This window comes from Streptomyces sp. CB02056 (assembly GCF_001905545.1).
Taxonomy (GTDB): Bacteria; Actinomycetota; Actinomycetes; order Streptomycetales; family Streptomycetaceae; genus Kitasatospora.
Genome location: NZ_LIPD01000012.1, coordinates 85,897 through 101,122, shown reverse-complemented (window position 1 = coordinate 101,122; position 15,226 = coordinate 85,897). Strand labels below are relative to the sequence as shown.

At 73.4% G+C, this 15,226-nt stretch carries 17 protein-coding genes; 8 read left to right on the top strand and 9 right to left on the bottom strand.

Going from position 1 to position 15,226, the window contains the following annotated elements:
- The first annotated feature begins 32 nt into the window (after positions 1–32).
- The 3 genes from AMK13_RS29680 to AMK13_RS29670 all read left to right on the top strand — a co-directional run bounded on the left by AMK13_RS29680 (position 33) and on the right by AMK13_RS29670 (position 2,803).
- Positions 33–1,097, top strand: coding sequence for a substrate-binding domain-containing protein (locus AMK13_RS29680; protein ID WP_074004846.1), 1,065 nt, complete (start codon positions 33–35; stop codon positions 1,095–1,097).
- Between the two features lie 266 nt (positions 1,098–1,363).
- Positions 1,364–1,990, top strand: coding sequence for a CBS domain-containing protein (locus AMK13_RS29675; RefSeq protein ID WP_241853098.1), 627 nt, complete (start codon positions 1,364–1,366; stop codon positions 1,988–1,990).
- 162 nt (positions 1,991–2,152) lie between these two features.
- On the top strand, positions 2,153–2,803 hold the full coding sequence (locus tag AMK13_RS29670; protein WP_074004845.1) for a beta-glucanase: 651 nt from the start codon (positions 2,153–2,155) through the stop codon (positions 2,801–2,803).
- A 40-nt stretch (positions 2,804–2,843) separates the two neighbouring features.
- On the opposite strand, the gene AMK13_RS29665 is transcribed toward AMK13_RS29670, so the two are convergent.
- Entirely contained in the window at positions 2,844–3,392 is a 549-nt protein-coding gene (locus tag AMK13_RS29665) for a hypothetical protein (protein ID WP_143204660.1), read from the bottom strand.
- Positions 3,393–3,544: 152 nt separating this feature from the next.
- Between AMK13_RS29665 and AMK13_RS29660 the strand changes: the two genes are divergently transcribed.
- On the top strand, positions 3,545–3,925 hold the full coding sequence (locus AMK13_RS29660) for an SHOCT domain-containing protein (RefSeq protein WP_074004843.1): 381 nt from the start codon (positions 3,545–3,547) through the stop codon (positions 3,923–3,925).
- 117 nt (positions 3,926–4,042) lie between these two features.
- Here the strand turns inward: AMK13_RS29660 and AMK13_RS29655 are convergent, their stop codons facing one another.
- On the bottom strand, positions 4,043–4,453 hold the full coding sequence (locus AMK13_RS29655; protein ID WP_074004842.1) for an organic hydroperoxide resistance protein: 411 nt from the start codon (positions 4,451–4,453) through the stop codon (positions 4,043–4,045).
- A gap of 247 nt (positions 4,454–4,700) precedes the next feature.
- Between AMK13_RS29655 and AMK13_RS29650 the strand changes: the two genes are divergently transcribed.
- The 3 genes from AMK13_RS29650 to AMK13_RS43065 all read left to right on the top strand — a co-directional run bounded on the left by AMK13_RS29650 (position 4,701) and on the right by AMK13_RS43065 (position 6,908).
- Positions 4,701–5,174 carry a MarR family winged helix-turn-helix transcriptional regulator gene (locus AMK13_RS29650; RefSeq protein ID WP_074004841.1) on the top strand — a complete coding sequence of 158 codons (474 nt, stop codon included), beginning with the start codon at positions 4,701–4,703 and terminating at the stop codon, positions 5,172–5,174.
- A gap of 325 nt (positions 5,175–5,499) precedes the next feature.
- Positions 5,500–6,072 carry an RNA polymerase sigma factor gene (locus AMK13_RS29645; protein ID WP_049658113.1) on the top strand — a complete coding sequence of 191 codons (573 nt, stop codon included), beginning with the start codon at positions 5,500–5,502 and terminating at the stop codon, positions 6,070–6,072.
- Positions 6,069–6,908, top strand: coding sequence for a hypothetical protein (locus AMK13_RS43065; RefSeq protein ID WP_143204659.1), 840 nt, complete (start codon positions 6,069–6,071; stop codon positions 6,906–6,908). The genes AMK13_RS29645 and AMK13_RS43065 overlap by 4 nt, the downstream gene beginning before the upstream one ends.
- Positions 6,909–6,978: 70 nt before the next feature.
- Here the strand turns inward: AMK13_RS43065 and AMK13_RS29635 are convergent, their stop codons facing one another.
- The 3 genes from AMK13_RS29635 to AMK13_RS29620 form a co-directional block, all read right to left on the bottom strand.
- Positions 6,979–7,647 (bottom strand): GAP family protein, encoded by a 669-nt coding sequence (locus AMK13_RS29635; protein WP_074004840.1) that lies wholly within the window; start codon positions 7,645–7,647, stop codon positions 6,979–6,981.
- 276 nt (positions 7,648–7,923) lie between these two features.
- Positions 7,924–9,336 carry an argininosuccinate synthase gene (argG, locus tag AMK13_RS29625; protein WP_049652841.1) on the bottom strand — a complete coding sequence of 471 codons (1,413 nt, stop codon included), beginning with the start codon at positions 9,334–9,336 and terminating at the stop codon, positions 7,924–7,926.
- A 212-nt stretch (positions 9,337–9,548) separates the two neighbouring features.
- Positions 9,549–10,208, bottom strand: coding sequence for a rhomboid-like protein (locus AMK13_RS29620; RefSeq protein ID WP_241853085.1), 660 nt, complete (start codon positions 10,206–10,208; stop codon positions 9,549–9,551).
- Between the two features lie 241 nt (positions 10,209–10,449).
- On the opposite strand from AMK13_RS29620, the gene AMK13_RS29615 reads away from it, so the two are divergent.
- Positions 10,450–11,271, top strand: coding sequence for a rhomboid-like protein (locus AMK13_RS29615; protein WP_074004839.1), 822 nt, complete (start codon positions 10,450–10,452; stop codon positions 11,269–11,271).
- Here the strand turns inward: AMK13_RS29615 and AMK13_RS29610 are convergent.
- From AMK13_RS29610 to AMK13_RS29595, 4 genes are all read right to left on the bottom strand, one after another.
- Positions 11,232–12,119 (bottom strand): YhjD/YihY/BrkB family envelope integrity protein, encoded by an 888-nt coding sequence (locus tag AMK13_RS29610; protein WP_079272594.1) that lies wholly within the window; start codon positions 12,117–12,119, stop codon positions 11,232–11,234. The genes AMK13_RS29615 and AMK13_RS29610 overlap by 40 nt on opposite strands.
- 271 nt (positions 12,120–12,390) lie before the next feature.
- Positions 12,391–12,771 carry a VOC family protein gene (locus AMK13_RS29605; protein ID WP_074004838.1) on the bottom strand — a complete coding sequence of 127 codons (381 nt, stop codon included), beginning with the start codon at positions 12,769–12,771 and terminating at the stop codon, positions 12,391–12,393.
- A gap of 101 nt (positions 12,772–12,872) precedes the next feature.
- Positions 12,873–14,030 (bottom strand): methyltransferase, encoded by a 1,158-nt coding sequence (locus AMK13_RS29600; protein ID WP_241853084.1) that lies wholly within the window; start codon positions 14,028–14,030, stop codon positions 12,873–12,875.
- Positions 14,031–14,314: 284 nt separating this feature from the next.
- Positions 14,315–15,217 (bottom strand): STM4011 family radical SAM protein, encoded by a 903-nt coding sequence (locus AMK13_RS29595; RefSeq protein ID WP_074004975.1) that lies wholly within the window; start codon positions 15,215–15,217, stop codon positions 14,315–14,317.
- Positions 15,218–15,226 lie beyond the last annotated feature (9 nt).

The window sequence follows — 15,226 nt, the reverse complement described above, 5'->3', positions numbered from 1 at the left end:
TGGTTGCGCCGTCCGGGGTGATCGGTGGGCATATGACGGACGTGCGGCGCGCCACCGCTGGAAGAACGTTCGGCGAGCGAGGGCGGCCCGCCCGGTGCCGACCAGCGGCGACGGCCGCCGCCGACCTGGTCGGCGTGGGCGCCCCGGCCGCCGACGCGCTCTTCAACCAGCTCGCGGCGGACTACAACGCCTCGCTCGCGGCGGCCGGGGACACCACCTCGCCCCGGCTCTACAGCTGGGACGCCCGGGGAACCAGCAGGATCACGCCCAAGACCGGGGCCTACGAGATCTTCCGGCCGACCAACACCCGGAGCGCCCTCAACGCCCTGGTGTTCAACAGCAGTGGAACGGTCGACTTCGCCAGGCTGAGCAGGCCGCCACAGCAGGGCGACCCGACCTGGATCGACTTCGTCCCGCTCGTGAGGGACGCGGTGACCTGGGCGGCCCCGGCGGGCGGCAACGCACCGAAGAACCTGACGAGCGCCGAGCTGCGGTGGATCTACTCCTGCGACATCACCAACTGGCGGCAGATCGACCCGAGCCTTCCGGACGCGACGATCAGGCCCGTGGTACCCGGTGTCCACGTCTCGGATCCCGCCACCCGTCGGTCGTCCTACCTCTCCGACGAGATGACCGCCTTCGCGGCCGCCGCCGTGAACGGCGATCCGGGCACCTTCTACGCGGGCCCGTGCGTGACCTCCGGCGTCGCCGAGGACCAGGGGGAGGACGCGGTCCTGCACGACCCGAACGCGATCGTCCCGTACTCGGTCGGCCGCTGGGTCGGACAGGTCACCGGCGGGCACCGGAAGCCGGGCGACGACCCGGGAGTGCTCGTGCCGCAGTCCCTGGACGGAACGGCGCCCACGGTCGACGGCGGGACCAACCCGGCCTTCCTGACGACCTGGCACGGCCGGACCCTCTACCTCGGGGTGCGGGACGGCGACTGGACGAGTGCCGACGCGCAGGGACGGGCGCTGCGGGCCGTGTTCGGTCGGAACGGCTGGTTCTGCACCTCCCCGGCGGCCGCGGCGGCCGTCCGGAGCCACGGGTTCCTGCGGGTGCCCGTCTTCGTCTGCGGGGCGACCACGCACGCCTGACGGCGTCGTTCCCGCGGCTGCCCCGGCCGGGGACGTGGTGCCGGGGCTTGGTCGGGGCGTGGTGTCGGGGCTTGGTCGGGGCGTGGTGTCGGGGCCGTGTCAGCAGGTCGGGGCACAAGGTCCCGCCCGTTCGGCCCCTTGGCCCCTGGCGGTCGCGGCCGTTACGGGCGATGCTGCCGGTACCGGCCGGGACGATCCGCGTCCGGTCGGACCAGCATTGTTGGACGAGGTGAACCGGCGTGCGTCATGCCACCGTCGAATCCGTGATGACCAGCCCCGTGGTCCTGGTCTCGCCCGAGACCGGATTCCGGGAGATCGTGACGCTGCTGAGCGAGTACGACATCACCGGCGTACCGGTGGTGGACCCGGAAGGGCGACCGCTCGGCGTGGTCTCGGAGGCCGACCTGCTGCGCACCCTGGCCGCGCAGGAGGACCCGGCCAGCCTGCTGCCCGCGCCCGAGTCGGCGCAGGCGGGCCCGGACGGCGAGGTGACCGCGGCCGACCTGATGACGGCGCAGCCGGTCTGCACCACGCCCGGCACCAGCGTGGTCGCGGCGGCCCGGCTGATGAGCCGGCACGGCCTGAAGCGGCTGCCGGTGCTGGACGAGGAGGGACGGGTCGTCGGCATGGTCAGCCGCGGCGACCTGCTGCGGGTCTTCCTGCGCGAGGACATGGTGATCCGGCGGGAGATCGTCGAGGAGGTGCTCGGCCGGATCGACGGGGTCAGCCCGGCGGAGATCGGGGTGGAGGTCACCCAGGGGCGGGTGGTGCTCAGCGGCACCGTGCCCGAGCAGCACCTGGTGCCGATCGTGCTCAACCTCTGCCGCTCGGTGGACGGGGTGGTTTCGGTGACCGACCGGCTCGGGGCCGGAGGCGCGGCTCCGGTCGGCTGACCTGCTCGGCGCCGACCCCTGACCGGCCGTACCGGTCCCGAATCGCACGTTCGTCCCGGACCCGAACGATCCACTTCGCATACTGCGGAGGGTATCGGGTAACTCACCCTGTGTGCCTGGCGGTGCGGACCGCCGGGACGCCAGCGCTCCGGGGAGGCGGCCGTGGCAGTCGTGTTCGACGCGGACTTCACTTCGACCAGGCAGTGGATCGCCGGGCGCAGCAGCGCCTATCCCCGGATGGGGCCGACCAACCGGAGCGACCACAAACTCGACTACCTCAGCCGCGACTACTGCCCCGACGGGCAGTTCACGGCGGTCAGGCGGCACAGTGGCGGGCTGTGGAGCTGTAGTCTGCTGACCACCGAGGGTAGTCCCGACGGATTCCAGCTCCGCGCCGGGGACGTGCTGTCGGCGAGCGTGACCCTGCCGGTCGAGCTCGGCGCCTGGCCGGCGATCTGGACCTGGCGGGACGGCGGCAACGAGGTGGACGTCTTCGAGTACCACCCCGACAACCCGGACCTGCTGGAGATCTCCAACCACGTCCGCGGCGGCTTCCGGTACTGGCACGGTGCGAGCGCCGGGATCGGGCCGGGGGCGACCTTCGGCCTGCGGGTGGTGCTCGGCGCGAACTCGGTGGACTGGTACGTGGAGGACGAGCTGGTCTACGCGGACCTGCACGGGGTCGGGGCCGCGTGGCACGCGTACCTGATCGTCAACATGTCGGTGGCGGACGGGACGTATCACGACCGGCCGCCGTACGGCGGGCCGGACCGGCTGAGCTGGGTGTGCCACAGCCTCCAGGTCGAGCGCTGAGGGAGGCGGGGCGGGCGAGGGCGGGCGGGGGCGCCCGGGGCTACGGTTCGTGGGGCGCGAAGGAGGCGGTGATCGGGCCGCGGGGGGCGTAACCGCCGCGTGCGTCGACCGGGGTGAGCAGGCCGCGGGGGCCCTGCGAGCCGTACGGGTTGTGCGAGCCGTACGGGTTGTGTGGGTCGTGTGGGCCGTGCGGGTTGGAACGCTGGAACCAGATCGCCCGGCGGTACGGGCCGATGTGGGCCGGGTCGGCCACGTACAGGTCGTCGCGCGGGGCGCGCTCGTTGCCCGGGGCGAGCGCCGCGTCCACGGCGCGGTCGGCGATCGCGCGCAGCAGTGCGGTGGCGGTGGCCTCGGCGGCGGCCGGTGCGATGGCGAGGGCGGTGAGCTCGGCCCAGAGCGCGGTGGCGACGTAGCCGATCGGGGAGTGGCCGAGCGCCGGGTGGGGGTGCGGGTCCGGGTGGCGCCGCAGCACCCCGGCGGCGACGAGCTGCTCGGGGGAGCGGTCGTCCTCCGGCGGGTGGAAGGCCATGGACGGCTGGTGAGCCGTGGGCCGCTGGGGGTGGAACGCGGGCGGCGGATGGTGGGTCACCAGCGGCACGCTACCCCGGTGGGGCCCGGGAACGGTTGCCGGAACGTTTTCTCAGCCCACCCTCACGCCGCTTTCACCACCGGCGGGAGCACGATGGTGGTAGGCGCTGCTCACCTCGGCGGGCCCCGACGGGGCCGGAGGAGGAGGTCCTGATGAGGTACTGGCACGGGCACGGCCACTACGTGGGTGGCTGGGGCATGGGGCTGATGGCGTTCGGGACGCTGATGTTCCTGGTGATCGTCGTCCTGCTCGCCGTGGCCCTGTTCCGCTGCGTAGCGCGCTCGCGGCAGCCGATCCCGCCCGGGCGGGCGGCACCCGGCGCCGGAGGAGCCGGGGTGGGCGGTCCGCACGGCTGGGGCCCGGTGGGGCAAGTGGGCCAAGGGAGTCAGGGAGGGCAGGGAGGTCAGGGAGGGCAGGGGGTGTCCCCGGAGCAGTTGCTCGCGGAGCGGTTCGCGCGGGGTGAGATCGACGCGGAGGAGTACCGGCACCGACTGGACACGTTGCGTTCGGCGAACGGGCCGGGAGGCGACTGAGCCCAGGGAGGACGGACCGGGCCCGCCGCATCGCGTGCGGCGGGCCCGGTCCGTCGGTGGGGCGGTCGGAGGGCGCTCGGGGTGCTCTTCCCCCGGGGCGCTCCTTCTCGGGGGTGCTTACTCGACGACCAGCTCGACCGGGATGTTGCCCCGGGTGGCACGGGAGTACGGGCACACCTGGTGCGCCTGCTTGACCAGCAGCTCGCCGGTCTCGCCCGCGAGGGACTCGGGCAGCTCGACGCGCAGCATGACGGCGAGGGCGAAGCCGGCCTCGTCCTTGCCGATGGACACCTCGGCGGTCACCGAGACCTCGCTGGTGTCCACCCGGGCCTGGCGGCCGACCAGGCCGAGGGCGCTGGCGAAGCAGGCGGCGTAGCCGGCGGCGAAGAGCTGCTCCGGGTTGGTGCCCTGGCCGCTGCCACCGAGCGCGGGCGGCATGGCCAGCGCGAGGTCCAGCTGTCCGTCGGAGCTGACGGCGCGGCCCTCCCGGCCGTTGGCGGTGGCGGCTGCGGTGTAGAGCGCGTCCATGGTGGCTTCCCCTTCGGGTCCTGGGTGTTCCTGCGGTCGGGTGTCCGGGCGGTCGCCGGCCCGGCGTGCTGGGCGGCGGCCGCTCGGTCGGTGCGGTGGTGCGGTGGTGCGGTGGTGCGGTGGTGCGGTGGTGCGGTGGTGCGGTGGTGCGGTGGTGCGGTGGTGCGGTGGTGCGTTGAGACAAGTAGAGCACGCAATTCAATTGTGCACAACTAAATGGCGCGATTGTGATCGGTACCATGGGTTCATGACGACTCACCCCGGCATGGCGGACGAGGAGCTGCTCCGCCTCGACCAGCAGATCTGCTTCTCGCTCAACGCGGCCTCCCGCGCCTTCGGCGGCGTGTACCGGGTGCTGCTGCGGGACCTCGGGCTGACCTATCCGCAGTACCTGGTCATGCTGGTGCTGTGGGAGGAGGGCGAGCTGCCCGTCAAGCGGATCGGCGAGCGGCTGCGGCTGGACTCCGGGACGCTCTCGCCGCTGCTCAAGCGCCTGGAGGCGGCCGGGCTGGTGTGCCGCGAGCGGAGCCCGGAGGACGAGCGGTCGGTCACCGTCCGCCTGACTCCCGAGGGGTCGGCGCTGCGCGAGCGGGCCGGGCAGGTTCCGCGTCGGCTGCTCGCGGCGACCGGGTTGCCGGTCGAGGATCTGGTCGCACTGCGCGGGCTGCTGGAACGGGTGACCGCCACGCTGGATGCGGCGGAGGTGGAGCCGGCGCCGTAGGGGGTTTGGCTCCTGAGGGAGTGGGGGCCGCTTTGCGGGGTGGGGTCCGCAGTGGTGCGGGGATGGCGCGGGTGGCGCCGTGGGGCTTGTCAAGCGACGCCCTCGTGCACTGTGATCTGGGTCACGTTGCGAGTCTTCCGGCTGGGTGCGCGCGGGCGAAGCGGCAGGTCAGCCGCACTGTTCAAAAGTGAACGGAAACGTTCGGCAATTGTCTGCCCGATCCGGTCAACATCGCGGACCTCCCGGACGGTTACACCACGAGCCCCAAGGGGCCGTCGGCGTGCCACCAGGCGGGCCGGCCAGCCGACCACGAAAGGGGGGTCGCGTGAGCACTCCCGGGCCGGGCGAGGAGCGGGGTCTGCGAGCCGACCCGCTCGGCGACCTGCCGAACGACTTCGAGGCCTTCTTCACCCGCGAGAACTCCGGCTACCTCCGCTACGCCCAGCAGCGCCTGCGGCACCGTGAGGACGCCCAGGACGCCGTGCAGAACGCGGGCACCACGCTCTACAAGAACTGGCGCCGGGCCCTGGCCAGCCCCGATCCGCAGGCCTTCGCCTTCAAGATCGTCAAGGACGCGGTGGTGGACGTCATGCGCGAGCGCCGGCGCACCGAACGCAAGCGACTGCGGGTGATCGCCCAGCGCCGCCCCGACACTAGCCAGGACGAGCTGAACGAACTCGCCGAGCTGGACGCCCTGGACTGGGCGATGGAGGAACTCGCGCGGGCCGCACCCGTCCAGGCCGACGTGGTCCGGCTGCGCCAGGCGGGGCTGTCGTACCACGACATCGGACGGTCCCTCGGCATCGCGCACACCACCGCCCGTACCTACTACAGCCTCGGGCGGCGTCACCTGGAGTACCTCCTGGAGCACCAGGACGACGGCGGGGCGCAGACATGAGGGTCGTGGACCTGCTGCGCGCGCACGCCGTCGAGCTGGAGCGGGAGTTCGACGACCACGATCCGGTGGACTTCACCCGCCGACTGGCCGAGCGGCTCGCCGCTGCCCGGCGGACCGCCCCGGCGCTGCGCGAACGCCCCGCCAGGCCGCCCGCCGGGGCCCGGCCACCGCACGCTCCGCTTTCGGGGCCGAGCCCGGGAGCGGCAGCGGGGGCGGGTTCAGGGCTCGGCGCGGGAGCGGGGGCCGGAGCCGGTCCCGGCCTGCGGTCGGGCTCCGGTTCGGGGGCGGGATCCGGCCCAGGCTCGGGGTCCGGTCCGGGGTCGGCCCCGGGGCAGCCCCGGTGGGCCGGGGGGCGGGCGGAGCTACGGCGCGATCTGCGGCACCTGTGCGCGGGGGTGGCGGGCGCGGTCGAGCCGGGGGAGCTGGCCCTGGACCTCGAACTCGCCGAGAAGACCGCCTTCCGGACCCTCGGCTGCCTGCTGTACGGCATGGGACGTGCGGCGGACGGCGTCTTCTGGTGGCGGATAGCCGCCCAGTACGGGGACCAGCTGGCCGTGCACTGCCTGGCCGTGCACTACACCGCCGAGGGCGAACGGTGCGACGCGGCCCGCTGGGCCGCCCAGGCCCAGGACCTCAGCGCCCCGGGCCGACTGCCGGAGCTGGCGCCCGACGTCCGGCCGGGCGGGGCGGCGGAGCTGGCGCGGGTGCTGGCGGAGCGCTACGACGGCGAGATCCTGCTGACGGTACGGGAGGCGGTGGCGGCGCGGCCGACGGCCGACCCCGGGCGGTTGGGGGTCCGGGCCGTGCGGGGGCGGGGGGTGGTACGGATCCGGTGACGGAGACGGGGTGGGTAGGGAAGCGGGCCGGCCCGAGGGGTGGGCCGGTCGGGGTCGGGTAGGTGGGGGCTTACGTGAGCCCGGAGACGGCGTCGCCCAGGTACTCGGCGCCGAGCAGCAGCGGGACGGTGATCATGATCGCCGCGCTGTGCGTGGCCGTCCAGGCGCGCCACTCGCCGAGGGTGCGTCGTGCCTGGACGCTTCCCCGGAGGTGTGCCGCGAGCGGCAGCAGGGTGCCCAGCGAACCGAGCAGCACCATCAGGGCGGCGGCCACCGCCTTCTCCCCGCCGCCGGTCGGCGCGGCGGCGATGGAGGCGGCGCCGCCGACGGCCGGGACCAGGGTCTTCGGGTGGGCGATGACCAGGACCACGGCGAGACCGGCGGACCGGGCGGCGGTCAGCCGGTCGATCGAGAGCAGCCAGGCCGGTGGCGCGGTCACCCGGCCGGGTCGCGGTCGTTCGCGCCACTGCCGGGCGGCCAGCAGGACGAGTACGGTGCCGAGGGCGAGCTTCAGCCAGGACGACCAGGTCGGTGTGGTGCGGGCGGGGTTCAACGAGGTGCCCGCGGTTACGACGGCGGCCGACACCGCGGCGAGGCCGAGCAGCCAGCCAGCCGTGAAGGCGACCCCGTTGGCCCGGCCGCGCGGTGAGGCGAGGACCAGCAGGACGGCGATCAGCGGCAGTGGGCTGAGCGCGACCGCCACTGCGGAGGCCAGCATCGGGCCGATCGCTTCACCCATCCCCGGACCTGCCTTCCCGTCGCCGGGCGCCGTCCGCCATTCAGCTCCCGTCGGGCGGGCGGCGCACGGCCGGTGCCGCCGTTCGGGTGAGGGCGGGGCCGAGCGCGGACGGGGAGCGGTGCCGGGGTGCCGGGGCGCCGGGGGGGGGGGGGGGGGGGGGGGGGGGGGGGGGGGGGGGGGGTGGGGGGGGGGGTGGGCGGAGCGGAGGCGCCGGGAGAGCGGCCGAGGGCCGCCGCACCGCTGGGGTGCGACGGCCCTCCGCGGGCGTGAGGTGCGTCAGTCGGTGCCGGACTCGAGCGCCGCGTGGTCGAGCGCGTTCGGGTCCTCCTCGTCACCGTTGCCGGCGGCGATGGGAGCCGCGCCGCCCGGGGCGAGCTCGCCGATCAGGCCGCTCCACGGCGCCAGCTGGCCGTGCACCGCGTACTGCTCCAGCTTGCTGCGCGAGTCGGCGATGTCGAGGTTGCGCATGGTCAGCTGGCCGATGCGGTCGTCGGGGACGAACGCGGCGTCGACGCTGCGCTCCATCGACAGCTTCTCGGGGTGGTAGCTGAAGTTGGGGCCCTGGGTGTCGATGACCGAGTAGTCCTGGCCGCGCCGCAGCCGCAGGGTGACGCTGCCGGTGACCGGGTGGCCGATCCACCGCTGGATGCTGTCCCGGAGCATCAGCGACTGCGGGTCGAACCAGCGGCCCTCGTACAGCAGCCGGCCGAGCCGCCGTCCCTGGGTGTGGTACGTGGCGATGGTGTCCTCGTTGTGGATGGCGTTGAGCAGCCGCTCGTAGGCGATGTGCAGCAGCGCCATGCCGGGGGCCTCGTAGATGCCGCGGCTCTTGGCCTCGATGATGCGGTTCTCGATCTGGTCCGACATGCCCAGACCGTGCCGGCCACCGATGGTGTTGGCCTCGTGGACCAGGTCGACGGCGCTGGCGAACTCCTGGCCGTTGATCCGGACCGGGCGGCCGAACTCGAACTCGACGGTGACGTCCTCGGTCTGGATCTCGACCGCCGGGTCCCAGAAGGCCACGCCCATGATCGGGCTGACGATCTCCAGGGAGGCGTCCAGGTACTCCAGCCGCTTGGCCTCGTGGGTGGCGCCCCAGATGTTGGCGTCGGTGGAGTAGGCCTTCTCGGCGGAGTCCCGGTACGGCAGGTCCCGCTCGGCGAGCCACTCGGACATCTCCTTGCGGCCGCCGAGCTGGTCGACGAACGCCTGGTCCAGCCACGGCTTGTAGATCCGCAGGTTGGGGTTGGCGAGCAGGCCGTAGCGGTAGAACCGCTCGATGTCGTTGCCCTTGTAGGTGGAGCCGTCGCCCCAGATGGAGACGCCGTCCTCCTGCATGGCGCGCACCAGCAGCGTGCCGGTCACGGCGCGGCCGAGCGGGGTGGTGTTGAAGTACGTCTGCCCGGCGGAGCGGATGTGGAAGGCGCCGCAGGCGAGGGCGGCCAGGCCCTCCTCGACCAGCGCGGCCCGGCAGTCCACCAGCCGGGCCTGCTCGGCGCCGTACGCGCGGCCCCGGGCCGGGACGTCGGCGAGGTTCGGCTCGTCGTACTGGCCGATGTCGGCCGTGTAGGCGTAGGGGAAGGCACCGTGTTCGCGCATCCACGCTACGGCGACGGAGGTGTCCAACCCACCGGAGAATGCGATGCCGATCCGTTCACCGACCGGCAGCTTGCTCAAGACCTTCGACATGGATGCACCCTTGACCCGCGTGAGCGGGCCCCTGATCTAGCGATGTGTGACGGAATTCGGCGTAATCGATCCGATGCCCGAACTCTGGCATAGATTTGCAGAGTAATGCAAGAGCATACGGAGACCCGGGTGGCGACGAAGGTTCTCCCGGCTGCTGCGCGTCGACCTGCCCGTTGGTCAACTTGCTTGACTGGACGGGTGGTTGGGGTGGATCAGGAGGCCGGTGCGGGCGCCCGGGTGCGCATCCAGACGGTGCGGGAGGCGAGGGCGCCCAGCCCGAGGGCGACGAGGTGGCCGGCGTCGGCCAGCTGCTGGTCCAGCGCCCAGGCGCCGGCGAGGGCCAGAGCGAGCGCCGGCAGGCCGTAACGGCGCAGCGGGCGCGGGCCGAGCGCGAGGAGGCAGGCGCCGGTGGCGACCAGGCCGTAACTGATGCCCACGTCCCGGGCGCGGGAGAGTGCGCCCGGGATGCGGGCGGTCAGCATCACCCACATGGCGCCCTCGGTGAGCAGCGTGGCGCCCAGGTGCCCGAAGACGAAGACCGCACCGGCCCGGGCCGGACCCCAGCGCCACTCGGCCAGGCCCAGGACGGCGGCGACCGCCGCGATGCCTGCCCAGGCCGGAACCCCGTCGACCACCAGGCCGCTGGTGAAGAGGGTCCACCACTTGCCCACTTCCATGTGATGGACGTTGCTGCTGTTGTGCCGGACGAACCGGGCCCGCTCGGCATGGCCCTGGCTCGCCAGCCAGGAGGCCGTCACCGTCAGCAGCAGGACGTACGCCGTGGTGAGGCGCAGGCGGACGGCGGCTCTCAGCGCCGGGTGCCGGGGAGCAGCGGTGCTGGTCGGTGTCCTCGTCGCGAGGCGATCGCTCATCGTGCCTGGTGCCCTTGCTCGGCGGTTCCCGGTACCGGCCCCGCCCGGTGCGTGGGGGGAAGGTCGCGACCGGGACGGTCCGAGCGCCAGCGTACGCGAGCGCCGTGGAGGTCGTCGGGGCCGGCGGCGGGGCGTGTGAGGTGGGCGGATTCCCGCGGGCTGCACAGGGACGGCGGGTGGCGGGTGGCGGCCGGGTCTGGCGGGGGCGAGGGTGAGGGGGAGGAGTGTCGAGGAGGCGCCGATGGCCGGCAGCACAGCCAGGGGCGCCAAGGCGCACCGGCGGCCCTGGTGGGCGCGTGCCGTACACGCGGTGTGGGCCTATGTCCGGCGCGCGCCGGGTACCTACACCTGGCTGGCGGTCCTGCTCGTCACCACGCAGGTGATCCGGCACGTCGATCCGGCGACCGCGGACCGCATCCTGGAGCGGCGCTCGACCAACCTCCACCACCTCCAGGTGTCGCCGGTGCGTGTCCTGGTCACCAGCGCCCTGTGGATCGCGGGCGGCGGCTGGCCGTTCTACTTCCTGCTGTACAACCTCTTCCACGTGCCCGCCGAACGATGGCTCGGCACGTTGCGCTGGATCTCGGTGGCGGCGCTCGCGCACGTCGGCGCCACCTACCTCAGCGAGGGCGTGCTCGGCTGGGCGATCCACCGGGGGCTGGCCTCGCCGAGGGCCCTCTACACCCTGGACTACGGCGTCAGTTACGCGCTGGCCGGCGTGGTCGCGGTCCTCACCTACCTGATCGTGCGGCCCTGGCGGTACCTGTACGCGGTGGGAGTGCTGGTGGTCTACGGGCTGGGCGTGCAGCAGAGCCGGGACTACACGAGCATCGGCCACTTCAGCGCGGCGCTGATCGGGTTCGCCTGCTACCCGCTGACCCGGGACCGCCCGGGCTCCTTCGACCCGGTCGCCTCGGTCCGTGCGGTCTGTCGGCGGGTGCGCTGGCGGTCGGGTCGTCCGACGCCGTCGGCGCGTTCGTCGGTGTGGCGGGTATGGCGGGTGACCGGTGCCGGGGCGGCTGGTCAGGTTCCGCGCCGTTCGGGGCCGGTCGGCCCCAGGTAGGCGCTGAGCGGCCTCTCCTGGGCCAGCACCGCGCCGGCCGTGATGGCGAAGGTGACGGCGATGCAGAAGGCGATCAGCCAGGACAGCACCATCAGCACCAGGCCCAGCGAGCCGTACTGGGCCAGTGAGCGGTTCAGTGCGATCGGCATGTAGATCCGGGCGGTCAGCGACATCGCGGTGGACGCGATGGCGGTGAGCAGCGCTCCCGGCACCAGGGACAACCAACGGATCCGTGCGCTCAACAGCAGACGGGCAGTCCACCACCAGACCAGGAAAGAGGCCGTGAAGGTCAGTGGCAGGCCCAGCCAGAGCCCGGCGCCGAAGCCGTTCCGCAGCACGCCCTGGAACAGCAGCACGACCACCCAGCAGGCGATCCACAGCAGCCACCGCCAGGCCGCGACCCTGGTGCCGGACTTCGGCAGCTGCCAGGCGTGTTCGCAGACCCGGGCGACCGCCCGACTGCAGCTCGTGCCGGACAGCAGTGCCATCAGCAGGCCGATGATCCCCGTGGTCTGCCGCAGGTCGCCGGGGCTGTACAGCGCCTGGCGCAGTTGCTCGGCGGAGGCGCCGGAGATGCCGAACAGCGAGCGCAGTGAGGAGTTCATCTGGTTCCGCACGCCCTCGGGGGCGAAGGCGGCCACGGCGAACAGGAGGGGGATGGAGGTCAGGAACAGCTGGGAGGCCATCCGGGTGGCGGAGTCCAGTAGGCCGGGGGAGAACAGGCGGGCGGTCAGCTCGGTGATCACCGGGAAGCGCCGCTCGGCCTCACTCCGTGCCCGCACGACCCGCATGCGGGCCAGGAGCAGCTGTTCCTTCCGGCGGCCGCGGGTGCCCCTCGGCAATCTCATCCCTCGGTCCTCCCGCATCCGGGCGGCGGTCCGCACCAGTCAAGGCGAGGCGGTGGCGGGCCGCCACCGGAGCGAGGCGTCCGGAGCGCCCGCGACCCGGGGGCCGCTCCATCGGCGTGGCCGTTCTTCGTGTTCGGGTGGGTCCAGCCTGGGATGGCCACCTGGCACCTGCTGCCGCTGCCCGGTCCGCTCCGTACGAGCGGGCCGGGCAGCGGCGCCGTGTCCGACGGGTGCGGTGCAGCGCTTGACGGGTGGGCCGGGTGCGGGACGGCTACTGGCCGACCCGCTGGGACACGCAGACGATGTTGCCTTCGCTGTCCTTGAACCAGGCCGCGCGCATACCCTCGCCCTCGGCGACCCCGTTGACGGTCTGCAGACCGGGGAAGTCGTACTCCTCGAAGGTGATGCCGCGGGCGCGGAGGCCGGCCATCTCGCCGTCGAGGTCGGCGACCTTGAAACTGGCGAGGGTGTGGGCGGCCTGTCCGCCGCTGGGAGTGCGGTAGACGGTGAACTGGGTGCCGCCACAGTCGCAGACGAACTCCTCCTCACCTTCCTCGGCGAGCTTGAGGCCGAGGGTGTCGGTGTAGAAGGCCTTGGCGCGGGCGAGATCGGTGGCGGGGATGACTGCTTGCAGCGGAGCGTCTCCAAGCATGGTGTTTCGCCTCCTCTCTGTCACCAGGCTAGGGACGTGCGGGCCGGGTCGCCCGGTGGGCGCAGGGCTGTTTCGGGCTGTGTGCGGCAGGTCGCCGGGAGTCATGCGGGGGCCAGCCTCCAGAGCGAGGTGACCTCCGCGGCGCGGGCGGTGTGGAGGAGGGGGTCGGCCCGGTCGGGGGTGGTGGCCCTCGGGTGGCGGGGGACGGTGTCGAGGCGCCCGGTGACGCGCAGCCCGGCTCCGGAGACGGCGCCGAGCAGATCGGCGCGGGAGCGCAGGCCGAGGTGTTCGGCGAGATCGGAGAGGACGAGCCAGCCCTCGCCGCCGGGCAGCAGACGGTCGGCCAGGCCGTCGAGGAAGCCGCGGAGCATGCGGCTGCCCGGGTCGTAGACGCCCTCGTCGAGCGCGGAGCCCGGCCGACCGGGCAGCCACGGGGGATTGCAGACGACGAGGGCGGCCCGGCCGCGGCCGGGAGGGTAGAGGCCGGTGCCGGCGGTCTCGATGCGGTCGGCGAGACCGAGCCGGTGGGCGTTGTCGCGGGCGCAGGCGAGGGCGCGCGGGTTGGCGTCGGTGACCAGGACCTCGTGCAGGCCGCGCCGGGCGAGGATCGCGGCGAGCACACCCGTGCCGGTGCCGAGGTCGTAGGCGGTGGGGTGGTCATGGGCGGCCGGCGGCAGCGGCGCCCGGGCGACGAGGTCGACGTACTCGCCGCGGACGGGTGAGAAGACCCCGTAGTGCGGGTGGATGCGGGCGCCGAGGGCCGGGACCTCGACGCCTCTGGTGCGCCACTGGTGGGCGCCGATCACACCCAGGAGTTCGCGCAGGGACACGATTCTGTTGTCAAGGAGCGGTCCGTAGGCCGCCCGGCAGGCCTCGCGGACGTCGGGCGCCCGGTGGAGTCGGACGTGGTGATCCGCGCCGAGCGGTACCAGCAGCATGCCCAGGACGCGCGCGAGGCGGGCGCGCTCCCGGCGGTGCTGCCGGAAGGCCTCGGCCGGGGAGCCGGGGGCGGATCGGGGCCGGCGCCGCTCGGCGCGGCGGCGCATGGCGTGCAGGAGGCGGAGCGCGCCGGGGTAGTCGCCCTGCCAGAGCAGGGCGGTGCCCTCGCAGGCCGACCGGTAGGCGGCCTCGGCGCGCAGGGTGTCGTCGGCGGCGATCAGGCGGCGCGGCAGGGGCGTGCCGTTCTCGCTGTGCCAGGGTGCGGGCAGGACGGAGGTGGTGGGCAGGGTGACGATTCTTGGCCGGTGGGTGTCGGACACCAGGGGTTCCTCGTGGTCGAACGTGCAAGGGGACACGAAGAGCACTTCGACGAGGAGGCGAGCAGCAGGCGCGTCGGGCCGTGGCGCCGCCGGGACGGCGGGCGCGGGCGTCAGGCCGGGTGCGGCTCGCGCGTCGAAGCGCGAGCCGGGGTGTCACCGAGCACGAGGCCCGGCACGACGGCGAGCCGTATGCCACTGATCATCTGCGGGCCTCCCTTCCGAACCAGCTGGTCCTGCGCGGTTGTTCGTACGCTTTCACACAGAGTGGCCGACTGGCAACCGATTTATGACCGGCCCCCGGACCAGCCGTGCGGCACGCGCTCCAGCACACCTGCGCCGAACAGCTCGTACAGCGGCAGTGTCTCCAGGTGGACGTAGCCGATGTGGCAGTCGCAGACCGGCAACGGGCAGGCTCGCGGCAGCAGTTGCGCGCGGTAGCTGCCGTCGTAGAGGTTGCCGAGGACGTCCCGGACGAAGTGGCAGCGGCGCACGGTGCCGTCGCCGTCCACCGACAGCACGGACTCCCCGGTGCGGCACGGCAGCCCGGCGCTGGGGTGGGCGTGCCGGCTGTAGCCGAAGTGCGGGTCGACGGCGGCCCATTGGGCGGCCTCGGCGTCGGTGTAGGCGAGGCCCTCGGCGGCGTTGACCCACAGGTAGACGCCTTCGGGGAGCTCGGCGCGCAGCCGGCGGGCCTCGGCGAGGTGCTCGGGTTGGCCGACGACGCCGACGCTGTAGCGCACGCCGAGTGCGTCCAACTCCTGGCACTTGGCGAGGAAGCGCTCGCGGGTGACCTGGCCGGGATGGAAGGTGACCCAGAAGGCGAGGGTGTCGAGGTCCGCCTCGGCGAGCCAGCCCGTGCGGCAGCTGAGGTTGGTCTGGATCGCGACCCGGCGGACGTGCGGCAGGCGGCTCAGCTCGACCAGCGCGCGGCGGTACCAGGACCGCACCAGCCCCTCGCCCCAGGGCGTGAACAGCAGCGACAGGGTGTCGCCGGTGCCCGCGCGTCCGGCGGCCCAGCCGGTGAAGCGCTCCAACGCGGCCCGGTCGGAGCGCAGTTGCTCCGGGCTGTCGCGCCGCTTGGCGAACGGGCAGTACGGGCAGTCGTAGTCGCAGGATGCGAGCGGGCCGCGGTAGAGCAGGGTGAGGCTCCGCGCCCCGTCCTCCGGCAGCGGTGAGGCGGAAGGCATGCCGAGGAA

Excerpts from the sequence above, each read along its gene's own strand:
- AMK13_RS29680 (WP_074004846.1), top strand. The coding sequence starts at position 33 with ATGACGGACGTGCGGCGCGCCACCGCTGGAAGAACGTTCGGCGAGCGA.
- AMK13_RS29675 (WP_241853098.1), top strand. The coding sequence starts at position 1,364 with ATGACCAGCCCCGTGGTCCTGGTCTCGCCCGAGACCGGATTCCGGGAG.
- AMK13_RS29660 (WP_074004843.1), top strand. The coding sequence starts at position 3,545 with ATGAGGTACTGGCACGGGCACGGCCACTACGTGGGTGGCTGGGGCATG.
- AMK13_RS29655 (WP_074004842.1), bottom strand. The coding sequence starts at position 4,453 with ATGGACGCGCTCTACACCGCAGCCGCCACCGCCAACGGCCGGGAGGGC.
- AMK13_RS29650 (WP_074004841.1), top strand. The coding sequence starts at position 4,701 with ATGACGACTCACCCCGGCATGGCGGACGAGGAGCTGCTCCGCCTCGAC.
- AMK13_RS43065 (WP_143204659.1), top strand. The coding sequence starts at position 6,069 with ATGAGGGTCGTGGACCTGCTGCGCGCGCACGCCGTCGAGCTGGAGCGG.
- AMK13_RS29635 (WP_074004840.1), bottom strand. The coding sequence starts at position 7,647 with ATGGGTGAAGCGATCGGCCCGATGCTGGCCTCCGCAGTGGCGGTCGCG.
- argG (WP_049652841.1), bottom strand. The coding sequence starts at position 9,336 with ATGTCGAAGGTCTTGAGCAAGCTGCCGGTCGGTGAACGGATCGGCATC.
- AMK13_RS29620 (WP_241853085.1), bottom strand. The coding sequence starts at position 10,208 with ATGAGCGATCGCCTCGCGACGAGGACACCGACCAGCACCGCTGCTCCC.
- AMK13_RS29615 (WP_074004839.1), top strand. The coding sequence starts at position 10,450 with ATGGCCGGCAGCACAGCCAGGGGCGCCAAGGCGCACCGGCGGCCCTGG.
- AMK13_RS29610 (WP_079272594.1), bottom strand. The coding sequence starts at position 12,119 with ATGAGATTGCCGAGGGGCACCCGCGGCCGCCGGAAGGAACAGCTGCTC.
- AMK13_RS29605 (WP_074004838.1), bottom strand. The coding sequence starts at position 12,771 with ATGCTTGGAGACGCTCCGCTGCAAGCAGTCATCCCCGCCACCGATCTC.
- AMK13_RS29595 (WP_074004975.1), bottom strand. The coding sequence starts at position 15,217 with ATGCCTTCCGCCTCACCGCTGCCGGAGGACGGGGCGCGGAGCCTCACC.